This is a genomic window from Streptomyces zhihengii (assembly GCF_016919245.1).
GTDB classification, from domain to species: Bacteria; Actinomycetota; Actinomycetes; order Streptomycetales; family Streptomycetaceae; genus Streptomyces; species Streptomyces zhihengii.
In genome coordinates, this window is the sequence record NZ_JAFEJA010000003.1 from 132,893 (window position 1) to 146,041 (window position 13,149).

Below are 13,149 nucleotides of genomic sequence, written 5' to 3' on the forward strand. Positions count from 1 at the left end.
GGCCGCCATCGCTGAACGCGTGCCAGCAGGCCGCCGTCCCGTTCTGATCCCCTACGACGCGTAGAAGCGGACGCTCCCAGCGTGCTGCCGGGATGTTCCGTCTCCGTGTCCTGAGCACGCGAGTGTGCTGTGCTCCCCGCGTTCAAGCGGGGCTACTCTCGGGCGCCCTGCATGGAGCGCTCACTCTGCTGGTCTGCCGACTGGACACGTGGCGTGACGCTTCTAGATCCAGCTGTTTCAACCTGCTACGCAGTGTGCTGTCATCCAGCGGGCATCGGCTGGCCAGGATGAGGGAGTGGTTGCCGTCCGGGGTAGCAGGGAGCCGGATCAGCCCTGGGCGAGGCACAAGGCCGGGCACCGTTGCGCCTCGTGAGCGAACCGATGGGAGGTGGTGGCTGGCATCTTGCCAGCTGGCGTGCGCTGGCAGGCTGCGTCGTCGAACTGAGAGACAGGGCGTCGCCACGGGCTTCTCCTCGCAGCGCATGAGCGCCTAACTGCGCCTGCTCACAGGAGCCCAGCGCCTGTCTTGAGGGGCCCCGCTCTAGGGAAGTTGTACGGGATACTGTTGCCGGGGCTGGGCAGCTCGCCAGGCGCGTGTGAAGGACGGCACGGGACAGCCGAGCCCCGCGGGGTCAGAGCGGAGGGCAGACGACTAGGTATGGTTGGCGCCAGGGCTAAGCTCTGTCTCCTTGGTCGTCCACAGGCTTGGGCGTCTGCGAGTGATTCATGATGGTGCCGTCGGGATTCCGTCCGAAGGCGGCCTCTAGAACAGCCGAGAGGTCCTCCTCGGGGACCGTGGTAAGCAGGTCTGCCACAATCTGAGGAAAGTCGTCATCGTCGATGACACCCATGTGTTCCTGACGTAGTTGGTAGATGATCTCGACGAGCTCCGGCCTGAGCTGCATCCAGGCACGAGAGCTACGGATCTCTTCATCAACCTGGTGCATGAACCAGCGCATGACCTTGTACGGGACGTCAGTGTGTTCTGTGCTCGGGTTGAAACACACTGTCGGCTCCCGTGCCGGATTCTCATCGGGGATGGTTGCGGTCACGAGATTCCGTTGCCCGGCCACGAGATCCAGTTCCAGATACCAGGCGTCATCGGCCACAGAGTAGATCGCGGTGATCGCATAGTCGCCGTCAGGGTGTCGAAAGACCATTGGTGCACCCTGCCACCATGGGTTGAGGACGTGCCTCTCCAAAATGTGCGGCCCGACGCCCCCTACGCCCGAGCCCAGATGGGGATGGCAGCGAAGTAGAGCGCTGCCCAGCAGGCGATGGCGAGCCTGTCCGTTCGCATGGCCAGGCCAAGCCACTGGTCCTCGACGTCGAAGCTGGACGGTCGGCCGCCGGCGCGGCCTCGCCGCAGTCGGTGACCGACATGGTCGGCGGGCTGCGGGATCACGGCACGGATGCCTTGACACCGGAGATGCTCACGGTCGCGCGGGATCAAGACGCGTGATCCGCCAGGACGGCGTCCGGCCGGGGCCGCAGCCCTTCCGGCTCGTTTCGCAGATACACAGATACCGTTCATGATCATCTCGAAAGCTGCCGCGTCGCGCGCCTGTCCCACCGTGACACGCACAGCCAAGGGCCACGCGTGACTGTCGCTGACGAGATGGACTCTCGTGCTCAGGCCGCCGCGAGCACGCCCATCTCAGGGTCATCAGGGTCAGCCCGGAGTGGTGCCCCTTCGTCCCGGCGCTGGCGGCGTGCTGATGGGTCCGGCGGACGGTGAAGTCCACTGACGCACAGTCCAGCCGATCTCGTCAGCGCTACCGGTCACTACGAGGAGCGCGGCGTAATTCCGTTGCCAAGTACCGTCTCCAGCCCACCTGAGCAACTATTTGTGAGCGGTCTGGAATGACCCAGCTCCTCTGGCAGGTCCCGCCGCGGCGAGATGGCGCGGTACTTCCACGCGATGGCGTCCAGGGTTTGACAGTGGGTAGCCCACCGTGGACGGGATCGCCCGGCATCAACGGCTTGATCCGGTCCCACATCGCATCAGTGATCACTAGCTAGCCGGATAGGCATGTCCGATCAAAAAGACACGGATCAAGGAGACACGCTCTCGCACGGCTGGCGGCGCCGCGCCCAGGGGTGTTGCCCTGCCTAGCGGCCGACCTTCCGGAAGACTGCCCCTTCGAGGAGCTGGGGCGTGCGGTTGCGCCGTGCGCTCAGGCACTCGATTGACTGTGGCCACCACGGCTTGACCGGAGAAGGCGGAACGTCTAAATGCGGATCAACGCTTGCAGTAAGCCTCAAGGTCATGGACTTCAACGGAGACTCGAGGAACTGCCCCGTCGGCCCTTCGAAGGTGATCCTGCAGCAGATCGATGACAACTTCAGAAAGCGCTGCTTTCGTTCCATCTGTCAGCCCTGGAAGCAGCCCAATGCCGATGTGAACCACAGCGTTGCGGCTTCCGTCGCCGACAAATGCCTCATCGGCAAGATAGAAGCGAGTCTTGCAGGCTTCGAGACGCACGCCGATGGACTCGACCATGAGTGCGTGGAGGGCGAGCGCAAACGCCCGTCGATCGAATGCTGACGGAACCTCGCGCGAGTAGTCGATTGTTATCTGCGGCATGACTTGCTCCGGTATGGCGCCGACAGAGTGCGGCCTCCTGGCCGCCCTGACATGCGATGCTGCCCCACCCCAAGCCGTCCCTCCTCATGCCGGGCGGCGTACTGCCTGTACTCACACCTCTAAGTGCCTGCATTTTCACCCCGCGCTGCTCGCGCCCGCCCCTGCCAACCAGCCAGGGGCGGGCGCGCGAAGCCTACGCCAAGCGGTCTTGATGGCTGTCGGTGGTGTTTGCGCGAGATAAAGAGGTTCTGATTTGAACTACCTGGGCGCGTGGCTGCGTACTGGTATGTGAAGCCCGCCCCACAGAGTCGGGTACAAACCGGAGAGCGAGCGCAACGGCACTCGCCACCTTGCTGAGCCGATGGCTCAGCAAGCAGAGAAGGGGAACACAATGACCAGTTCTGCAGAGCGCTACCGCGAAGAGTGGGCCATCAAGACCGGACGCCGCCTTCACGACGTCTACGTTCCCACCTCCTTGCAGGACGAGCAGACAGAGCAGGCTGTTGACCTCGGCGAACGGCGTGCGCGGCGACGGCCTCTCACGATGGTGGCACGCGGACGAATCGCGGCTTGAGAGTCACCTTTCCCAGCATGATCAATTACTGAACTGCACTTGCCGGAAGACTGCGAAGCCTGCTCCAGGATGCGCTGTGCAAATCCATTCGGGGTGAGGTCATCGATAGAGGTGGCAGCCCCGGCGGGCGAGTCGGCGTCGGACAGGTAAGAGTGGAGCTCTCGCAGAGATCATCAGCCGGTGGCGTCGGCCGTTTCTGCCGCCACTCAAGCGAGGGCTACTGAACTTGATTGGGTGATGTCGGGCGGGCAGGCTGCAAGGGGAGCCTGAGGAATGCGCTGGCCTGCCGCTGACGGGCCTGCGATTGTGAGGACGTGCCAGAACACTTGACGATGCACTCGCCGTTGCCGGACACGAAGTAGTCGGCAGGATCGATCCGGATCACGAGCCGGACGGTCCGCGCCGAGGAGATCTCGGTTCGCCTGGCGATCGTCCCCGACGAGCAGCTCGAGCAGGGGAGCTTGATGAGTCCCCGAAACCCGAGCAGCGCCCGGCGGGAGACCAGCGTCTGGATCCGGCGGAGTGGACTGGGAAGCGATAGCCAGCTTGAGGAGCACGTCACGGCGCTGGTCCGACTGGTCAACGGGTGTCGTGAGGAACTGACGCGCCTGTCTGTCGATTGTGATCTGGAGCTGTGTCTCGGTTTCGGCAGTGAGAACGGTCAGGGAGGCTGCGTCCTGACGGCGCACCTGCTCGCCGGGGTCGGCGGGCTGGGACTCGACATCGTTCTCGACCTCTATCCGCCCACGTAAGAGGTGGGTGTCGTTGGGGGAGCGTCGCCTCCGGCAACGTCGGGTCGACGGGCTTGGCGGTTAGTCGAGGATGAGGCCAGTGCCGGCAAGGCAGCCGTCGACCAGCTCCGGACGGTACTGGATCTTCTTGAGCCGACGCTTTACGGCTCTGGTGATCTGGCTGAGGTCGGCGGCCGCGAGGTTGCCGAGGTCGCGCTTGACCATCGACCAGATGCCCTCCTGCGGGTTGAGGTCCGGGGCGTAGGTCGGCAGCTGGAACACGGTGAGCCACTCGGCGCTCGCGGCGATGAACTCCCGCATTTCGGCGGTCAGGTAGAGGCGGACGTTGTCCCAAACCAACACGATCGGGCCACCGAGCTGGGCGTGCGCGCGGACGATCAGATCGCGGAAGTCCCGCCAGCCGAAGCCCTTCGGCTCGTCCTTGCGGCCCCGGTACTCGCGTATCGCGTAGATCAGCCGGGACCGCTCGCCCGTTTTGCAACAGGTCATACCCGCCATTGACACGCGTCCGGAGCCACGTCCCCGCACCCGGACGACGGGGGTTTGGCCGATCCGGCCCCAGGTCCTGGCACGCGGCGGAGTCATCGACTGCCCGGCTTCATCCTCGAAGACCACCCAGGCATCACGTTCCGCCGCGATGCACTTACCCGCGGCCAGGTCTCCTTCCTCCAGACCTCGACCGCCTCGTCGTCGCGCTCGATCGCCCTTCGGGCGGGCTGCTGCCAGGACCAGCCGTGCCGCTTCAGCAACCGCCAGGTGCCCTCCACGGTGTACGAGACGTGGGAACAGCCGACCGATCAACGTCTTGATCCGGGCGAGGGTCCACCGCTGATCGGCCCAGCCATGTGCCAGCGGGCCGCGCTCCAACTCCCGTTCCAGCCTGCTGAGCTGGGCCTCACTGAGTCGCGGTCGACCTGGCGAGCCCTTCGACAGCACCCCGTCCTCGCCCTGCTCGCGCCAGGCCCGGCGCCACCGCTCCACCGACCTGTAGCGCGGCAGCGATCTCCCCGTTCTTCTGACCGGCATCAAAGCGCTCCACGGCCTGCAGCCGTAACCGCTACCGCGTGCCCCTCTCGGCGTCGGTCAGTCCACCACCCTGCCCACACCTCACGCCCCCAGAGCTACCGGCACCAGCCTCCGGGTGTCAGGCGAACGGCCCCGACATCGCCCAATCAAGGTCAGTAGCAGGCGAGGGGACACCTCGACACCGCCCCGGCCGCACACTGGTGGGTCCACCCCTTCTGGCTGGCTCGGCGCGCCGGCCAGATGTGTAGCGACAATGACACCGAGACGACACGGTTCTCCAGCGCTCGGTGCCGCAGACGCATTGCTGCCATACGCCACGATGACACCTTCGCCTTGGCCGAGCGGCTCACCCAACTGCCCGCGAGGGTTTGAACCGAGGCCAGCCGGTCTCATGCTGCAGGGAGATCCGGCTGCTGCCAGCGCGTGGGGCGACCTGCTCCGCATGTCCGACAACGCAGTAACCGTCCCCATGCTCATGAGAGTCGCAGACGAGCACCCCCCTCGTTATGAAGGCTTGCATTGCCGAGGACAGCCGCTGATCGTCACTTTCTCAATGGCGCTTGGCGTGCCTGAACGTGGAGTGGTCACACCCTGGCCCAGCGGTGGACGCTTCAAGAGGCCTGCAGGGCACCGCGGAAGGACTACCTGTCAGCTCTGAGAAGTCAGGCATTGCAAGAGCGAGTTGCCCGGTTCAAGGGACTCGTAGCCCGGCTTCCGGGGAGGCGCCCCCGGTGTGCGGCCGTTGAGGGCAGCCCTCTGAGCGTAGGCAAGGTGCAGCGAAGCGGCGATCGGGCAAAAAGATGCATGCACTCTGCCCATTCGGCACTTCAATGTTCAGTCCCTGCTAGAAGATGCAGATCAGAGGCCCCTTGCGGCACTAACAGGGACTGAAGGGACCGAGGAAGGTAATTGTCCAGCGCGGGTACGAGCGCGCATACGCGCGGGTGCAGGGCGTAATGACTAGACCATTCGCTTTGAGGACTTAACTTGAGGATTGAGTCCCTTCAGTCCCTTCTTCCGCCTTGGCGGGGCTCTGACCTGCGGATACGCGGCGGGGACTGAGGCGTGTGGGAGCGCTGGGTACATCCCGACACGCGCTCCAGTCCCTCGCTGACTCCTCGCCGCCACGCCAGGCTGCCGGCGACGACACGACGGCCCTGCCGAAAAGGGAATCCTCCTGCGTTAGGCTCCCCCATAAGAAAAATTCAGTCCCTTCAGTCCCTCAGTCCAACTCGGTAGTCCCCTGATCAGGAATCTTGTAGACCCCTGGCGGGGCAACAAGGCCTGGCCAGACCAGAGGAACAGACGACAGTGCAGCGCTACGCCGATTTGACTTCGCCCGGAGTCGCGCAGCCTCCGCGCCCCTCGGACATCGCCCGCTGGTTCGCAGCCCAGCAGTGGCCAGTCCACCCTCTAGCTCCGGGACGTAAGACTCCGATCGCCAACTGCGAGTCATGCCGCACGCGCTCCCACGAGCCTGCTGAGTGTCCCTGCCACCCAGAAGGCCGTTGGTGCCACGGATTTCACAGCGCGACGACCAACCCAGCGACGATCGATCGTTGGTGGGCCTTGGAGCCCCGCGCTGGCATAGGCGTGTCATGTGGGCCAGCACACCTCATCGTTCTGGACGTGGACGCTCACGCTGCGCAGGTCCCGGCGCGGGCCAGGCTGCTCCCGGGAATCCCGATTCCCGACCGTGTGAACCTTGACGGCCTCGCTTCCGGGTTTGACACGCTTGCACTCCTCGCCGCCTACAGACGTGAACAGAACCCTGCCGAAGATGCCACGACCCTGCGGGTGCGGACCCCGTCGGGTGGGATGCACGTCTGGTACACCAACCCCCGCCCTGAAATCCGGTACCGCTCGAGTACCGGCTCGAGCCTCAAGGCGGCTCTCGCCTGGCAGGTCGACATTCGTGCCCACGGCGGATACATCGTCGCCCCCACCACCCGCACGTCCGCGGGCTCGTACCTTCCACTTGGGGCCGTCCGCCGCCCTGCAAGCCTCCCCGCCTGGCTCGCTGCCGACCTTGAGCGCACAGGGCACGTCGTGCAGTCCGTCCCATTTCCCCGCTCCAGGCAGCGGATCCGCAGCCGCTCTCCCCAGTTGGATGCTGCACGAGCTCTCTTGCAACCGCTGCTGGAGGCCATCCGCGAGTGCGGTGCCCGTGCGGAAGGAACCAGCTTCACTGAAAAGCTCAATCGCGCGGCCTACACCGCTGGTGGACTAGCCAGCGCTGGCCATCTAGACCAGGACAACGTCCGGCACCAGTTGGTCGATGCAGCCCGCTACGCCCGCCCACACCAGGACCGCCGTAGCGAGATGATCATAGATGCAGCCCTTGCCGCAGGTGCCAGTCGCCCGTTTCACCCCAAAGGACTCGCATGAGTAGCGCCGAGAGCAACCGCTTCAACGCCGCTGCCGCCGCTCAACAGATGTTGGACTTCGAAAGCCTCAGCCCGGCTCGGCCCCATCATCAACCGCAGACTCCTACCGGCCACACGAGTACGTTGCTGCCACCCATGCTGACTGACCGCGGCAACGCCAAGCTCTTCGCCGAGCTCTACAGCGGTCAGTTTCGCCATGTGGAAGGCCTCGGCTGGTACTGCTGGGACAAATTCCGCTGGAAGCGAGTAGGCGGAGAGAAGGCAGCGTTGTGGGCCGCCGGCGACATGGCGGAGCAGATAGCCGCCACCGATCCCAATGGTGTGTTCACCGATCGAGACATCGCCCGGCATCGCCAGCGCAGCATGTCCACCAGCGGGATGAAAGCACTACTCCACCAAGCCAAAGCAGCACCCGCACTCAGCCTGGAACCGGACGTTCTCGACGGAGACGCCTACTCCCTGTGCACTCCCGCTGGCGTCGTCGATCTCCGCACAGGTCGCATACGGGAGCCGGACCCTCTGCGGGATCTGCACTCACGCGCAACGAATGTCGCTCCCCAGCCCACGCCGACCCCCCGATGGCAGGCCTTTCTCGAGGACACCTTCGGTGAGGACGCCAAGGGCCAGGAGATGATCGACTTTCTGCACCTGCTGCTCGGCTACTCGATCACCGGCGATGTGGGCGCGCAGGTCCTGCCGTTCTTGTGGGGCAAAGGGGCCAATGGCAAATCGGTTCTGCTGGACGTCATGATCCAGATCATGGGCGACTATGCCGACGCCGCCCCGCCAGGCTTCCTCATGGACAAGGGGATCTTCGCCGAACACTCCACCGAACTCACTGAACTGCATGGGCGGCGCATCTTCGTCTGCAGTGAACTGAAGCCCAACGACAAGTTTGACGAAGCGCGAGTGAAACTGCTGACCGGCGGGGAAAAGATCAAAGCGCGGAGGATGCGGCAGGACTACTTCAGTTTCTCGCCAACCCACAAGCTGTGGCTACTAGGGAACCACCAACCTGAAGTCGGCACCGGGGGCTACGCCTTCTGGCGCCGCATCCGGCTCATCCCCTTCGAACGGGTCGTCCCCGCAGAGCGCAAGATCGACAACCTAGCGGGCGAACTCGTCCAGGAGGAAGGCCCCGGCATCCTCCACTGGTTGATCCGGGGCGCCATCCGCTACCTCGCCACACGGGACGCTCTCACCGGACCGGCCACTGTCCGCCTGGCCACGGCCGCCTACGAGACGACCGAGGACCACATCGGCCGGTTCCTGACCGAATGCTGCGTACGCCAGGCCCAAGAGACCGGCGATCTTCGTGTAGAACAAGGACTCCTCTTCGCTGCCTACACCGCTTGGTGCAACGCTGAGGGCATCAGAGCTGACACGGCACGGCCATTCGCAAGCCGCATCCGGCAGGAAGTGGGACTGGCCTCGCCGGCAGAGATGCTCAAGTCGAGTGGGAAGAAGTACTACCCGGCGCTTGCTCTGCTCCCAGAACACGACGCAGTCCGCAACGACGATGCATCTGCCAAACGCACATGACAAAGCAACCCTGCCGTGCAACAGAGAGTCGTCATACCATGGAGACGCCCACACCAAGGGTTCGTCTGCTTCCGGCCCACCGGCCTCACCCTGCGACCGGCCTCGCATGGCCATCTCACGATAAGGAGCTCCGTCCATGAGCTCGCTGCTTCACGAACGCCAGCTCGCACATGAAGCGAACGTGGTGTGGCTGGAAGACCTCGACAACCTTGACTATGTCCGTCAAGCTCTGGACAAGAGTGGCCGCCGAACCGGGAGACCTCGGTACGCCCGTGATGGCCGAATCGTTGGGTACGCAGAGCTCGACGCGGATGCCGAAGCCAGCCCGGATAGCGGTCTTTTCCAGCGACGCACCTTCTTCTTGTTGCCACATGACAGGCCCAACGAACCGGAGGGCCTGTACAAGGAAGGCGCTCCTGGCGAAGCGGTTGACCCCCGCACCGTTCTGCCACGCTGTGTCGGTGAGAAGACGCCTCGGTCGCAAGGGAAGTGCAGCGGGACGGCAGTTCCCTCCTGACGTTGCGCCCGTCATGTACGTGCGATCGCCTTGGCGTGGGTCGGCAAGTAGCGGGAGCGGCACCATCAGTGCATCGCTACGTTGGGTGAACCTGCCGTTGGAGAGCCTCTTCTGGTCATGAGGATGGGAAGGCGGAACGTCCCGGGGTCAGTTGTCGGAGTTCAATATTCGGCGGGACTGGACAGGGGAGCCGGACCGCTGTCGCCGGCGGGAGTGCCGGACGAAGCCGCTGTCCGCGGGGAGAAGTGGTGCCTGGCTCTCAGTCTGCCTGCTGGACAGACTCATGGGCTGGGGGCTGCAGGCCCGGGTTCCTTCCCAGACTCAGGCAGAACGTTGTGCACTTCCGGGCACGCTCTTGCGTCAGGCTGGGCGAGGTGGACGAGGCTTCCTATCCTTTCCACGTGAGCAGCCTTGTCAACGCCAAGGAGACGCATGGAGCGCAGCCCTCATTCCGACTGCACGTGGGCCGCTCCTTGCGTATTCGGGCTGTGTCTGGCCAGTGGCCCGCGGGCGGCTCAACAGTTGTGACAGGGAAGCCCACGTACCTGCTGCCCTCGATGTTGTTCTATGGCGTGAGGCGCAACTTCATCGACGTGCGTAGTCGGCCAGCTCGACCTGCAGGTCCAGCGGACGCTCGCCCTTCGACTGCACGACGGTCCTTCAGGGACAAGCCGCGTACGGAAGCCTGCATACACCGGTCAGGCACCTGCGACGTCGAGGAACGATCCTTCACCAGTGCTTGTCCGCACTCTCCGATAGGCCTCGCGCGTATGCGCGCCTATCGCGAGGGGGCCAACCGCACTTGCGGCCAAGCAGGGCCAGCAGCGTGAAACTGACCCCGAACCTTGGACCTATGGGCCCACGAGCCCTCGTGGCGCGAAGTGTCGGAAACACGCTGCTCGTGCATCCCCGCCGCGCGCTGAACACGACAGCACAAGCCTTCGCCGAAAGCCTGGCAACGGACCACCAGCACAACCTTGTAGTTCTCGATCTTCCCCCGCGGCCCGAATCATCGGCCCTGGAGTCCCTGGCCCGTGTACTCCATCGGCGTTCAGGGAGCTTCCGCTTGGTGCCGGGGCAGCACTGCTCGGGTGCAGAGGTGAGCGAAACAGCGCAATGGCTGGCTGACAAGCTCGATCGCGTCGTATTGGCGCCGGATGGAACCCTGCTGGCGACGGCCGGCGGGGCCCTCTTCGTGCCCCCTGGCGCGGGGCTGGGATGGTTGCGACACCAGTCCGGCAGGCCTGCTATGCCGGACTCGCGGCGCTTTCCCAAGCCTCACTGGGAGTACTCGATCCCTGACGAACCCGTAGCCAGCGGACAGTACGCCACAGCCGAGCCGATAGCGGGAGGGGTGTGGCTGCATTGTGATCAAGGCGAACTGGATGAGGCGCGCCAGCAGCTGGCCGACAGGGTCATCGCTGACTCCGAACTGCTCGCCGTAGTGCTGGGAGCGCCAGGCGGCGCTCCGCTGCCGCTGCAGAGCGTAGTGGCGTTCTGGGACACCCTCGCGACCAGCATGCGGCCACGAGTTCGGTTCGTTCCCTACGGTCGTGTCGAACTGCCGGACAATGTTGAACTGGGGCAGGCCCTCGCCGACCTGCTCTCCCACGGTGCGATCGTGTACAACGGCCTGCCGGCAGTCGGGCAGGCCGGTGACGCCGTCCAAATCCACACACTTCGCGAGGACGGGCCACTCGGCTGGCGGCCCTACGTGAGTGAGTTGGCGTATACACCGCAGGCCCTGACCGGTGGGCGCCCCTCTCCACCAGTGCCTCTCAGCTGCCGACCGCCGATCCAGGGACTCAAGGAGATCCGCCGCGGCGTTTACCAGTTCGCCGCCGACGCAACGCTGGAAATCGTCCAGAGCGGCCTGTGGCTCCGGTCCCCTGAGGAACCGGAGGACTCGGACGGCATCCGACACAGGCCTGCTGACGCCCGGCACGCCACCATCCTCTTCGACGAGTCCACGCCGCAGGTAGCGGCACGCATGCGTGGCCTGGCACACGAGCTGCTCGAACAGCTCGACCCGTCAACGCGACGTCACAGTCTGATCGTGCCAGCCGGTGGCGCGGGATCACGCAGTGTTCCGGCGGCGGCAGAATCGAATGGTGCCAACTCTCAAACGGCCTCTACACCGGTCATCGAGCGGTATGAGGGGCCTGACACGTCGGTCAGCCCAGATGCGACGATCAGTATCGCTGAGCCAACACCATCCCCCTTCGCGCCTCAGAACAGTCAGCGACTGACGCCTCTGCCACCGCGGCCGACGACACCTCCGCTTGCGGCACCGAACCCCGTAACTCCAGTTGAGGCACCCGCAATGGCTCCCATGTGGGTGCCTACGCCGACGCAGAGCACTGCCGAGCCCCGCTCTCAAGCTGAAGGCGGCCCGCAGCCCGGAGTCGACCGAAGGCGAGACGACCCGACGCCAGCACCCTGGAGCAGCGCACTCCCGACAGTCGCAAGCCCGCCTCCCACCGGCATGCGCCTCGAGTCGGCCTCGACGCCCATTGCTGCGGCCTCTGCCCTTGCCGGAGATATGCCTGACCTGCTGGCGAACCAGGAAACACCGTCAGGTGTTGCGCTAAGTGCCGCGAACGATGGGCACGCCTCTGCCTCACAGCGGGATGCGGGACACAGCCAGCGACCGGACGACCTGCCGGACACGCCGGCCCAGGGCGCCGAGGTGAATGACAGTGCCCTCCAACGGGTGACAGGCTCAGCCCTCTCTGCCCTAGACGACGAGGCGAGTCCGTCGCCCCCGGCAGAGGACCTAGGCCTGGAGGGTGAACCTGAACCCGCAGCACCACCGGTGCATGTTCAGCCAGTGCCGGACGAGTCGGCCAGCGCTACACCGCGGGCCATGGACCTCTCTCGCGAGCGTGCGTCTTTGCGAGCCCACCTGGGGCAGCGGTACGACGCCGCTGCAGGTTCGGTGTCCCGGGTCATGTCGGAATCTCCGGGCCTGCGCGCCGGCGGCAGCATCCCGGGCATGGTCGACGACCTCGTGGCTGTGTTCGTCTACCTGACCAACACAGCGGGGCAAGTGAACGATGCCCTGCGGCGTGGTCAAACCGGCCCGCACGTACCGTTGGCCCGCTGCGTCACGTCCGGCCTGACCCGATTGCCGACGTACCGCGGGGCCACGATTCTTCGCGCCACATTGACCGAGGACGAACGAGCTTGGTACCGCGAAGGTGCTGCCGTGGTCGAGTGGGGCTTTTGCGGTGCGCTGACCACAGCCCGTCCCGGTCTGCCTGGAAATACGGACATCCTGATCTGGTCCAGGACGGCCCGCCGGACAACGCTGATGGATGCACAGGTTCCCGACCGCGTCCTGTTTCTTCCAGGCACGGTTTTCAAGGTTCTACATACCTCCAGCGGGGACCGGAACCAAATCATGTTGCGCGAACTTGCTCCCTCGGAGGTAGCTGCAGACGGCGCCCCCACAGCGCGCGTTGCACTCGACGACACCGCCCTGACCGGCCTCGCGGCTGCCGCAGAAGCGGTTCGGAGCGCGCGCAGTATTGAGCCTCTACCCGAGGCCTATACCTGGGCCTTCCACACCCCGCCGGGATTGATTCCCGTGACCGCTGTGCCGCGGTCGGCGGATGCAGATGAGACCGTACCTCCAGCAGACACAACGGGATGACGCGAGGGCGCCGTCATGGCGTCTCCCCGTCACCCTCTGCTCGCAAGGAAGTGAGCAGTTGCGCGTCGGCAATTGAGTAGTTGGTATTTGCCAACATGCTCCTCCTGCG

At 65.0% G+C, this 13,149-nt stretch carries 8 protein-coding genes and 2 pseudogenes; 7 read left to right on the forward strand and 3 right to left on the reverse strand.

Translation table 11 applies throughout. The annotated features are described in order from the left end of the window. Positions 1–674 precede the first annotated feature (674 nt). Both JE024_RS38685 and JE024_RS38690 read right to left on the reverse strand, forming a co-directional pair. Positions 675–1,160, reverse strand: a complete 486-nt coding sequence (locus tag JE024_RS38685) for a hypothetical protein (protein WP_205378670.1) — start codon at positions 1,158–1,160, stop codon at positions 675–677. A gap of 62 nt (positions 1,161–1,222) precedes the next feature. After that, a pseudogene (locus JE024_RS38690) lies at positions 1,223–2,000 on the reverse strand (transposase). Positions 2,001–2,269: 269 nt separating this feature from the next. On the opposite strand from JE024_RS38690, the gene JE024_RS38695 reads away from it, so the two are divergent. The 3 genes from JE024_RS38695 (at position 2,270) to JE024_RS42495 (ending at position 3,913) form a co-directional block, all read left to right on the forward strand. Then, entirely contained in the window at positions 2,270–2,548 is a 279-nt protein-coding gene (locus tag JE024_RS38695; RefSeq protein ID WP_205378671.1) for a hypothetical protein, read from the forward strand. Between the two features lie 430 nt (positions 2,549–2,978). Further along, positions 2,979–3,161 carry a hypothetical protein gene (locus tag JE024_RS38700; RefSeq protein ID WP_205378672.1) on the forward strand — a complete coding sequence of 61 codons (183 nt, stop codon included), beginning with the start codon at positions 2,979–2,981 and terminating at the stop codon, positions 3,159–3,161. A gap of 380 nt (positions 3,162–3,541) precedes the next feature. Continuing rightward, positions 3,542–3,913 (forward strand): DUF4279 domain-containing protein, encoded by a 372-nt coding sequence (locus JE024_RS42495; protein ID WP_372449925.1) that lies wholly within the window; start codon positions 3,542–3,544, stop codon positions 3,911–3,913. A gap of 60 nt (positions 3,914–3,973) precedes the next feature. Here the strand turns inward: JE024_RS42495 and JE024_RS42625 are convergent. Next, positions 3,974–5,024: pseudogene (locus JE024_RS42625) on the reverse strand (IS630 family transposase). 1,286 nt (positions 5,025–6,310) lie between these two features. On the opposite strand from JE024_RS42625, the gene JE024_RS38715 reads away from it, so the two are divergent. The 4 genes from JE024_RS38715 to JE024_RS38730 all read left to right on the forward strand — a co-directional run bounded on the left by JE024_RS38715 (position 6,311) and on the right by JE024_RS38730 (position 13,040). Continuing rightward, positions 6,311–7,327: a bifunctional DNA primase/polymerase gene (locus tag JE024_RS38715; protein WP_205378943.1), complete on the forward strand. Its 1,017-nt coding sequence runs from the start codon at positions 6,311–6,313 to the stop codon at positions 7,325–7,327. After that, positions 7,324–8,868 (forward strand): DNA primase family protein, encoded by a 1,545-nt coding sequence (locus tag JE024_RS38720; protein ID WP_205378674.1) that lies wholly within the window; start codon positions 7,324–7,326, stop codon positions 8,866–8,868. The genes JE024_RS38715 and JE024_RS38720 overlap by 4 nt, the downstream gene beginning before the upstream one ends. Positions 8,869–9,004: 136 nt before the next feature. Beyond that, positions 9,005–9,385, forward strand: coding sequence for a DUF6009 family protein (locus JE024_RS38725; protein ID WP_205378675.1), 381 nt, complete (start codon positions 9,005–9,007; stop codon positions 9,383–9,385). Positions 9,386–12,380: 2,995 nt separating this feature from the next. Continuing rightward, positions 12,381–13,040 (forward strand): hypothetical protein, encoded by a 660-nt coding sequence (locus JE024_RS38730; RefSeq protein WP_205378676.1) that lies wholly within the window; start codon positions 12,381–12,383, stop codon positions 13,038–13,040. The last annotated feature ends 109 nt before the right edge of the window (positions 13,041–13,149 follow it).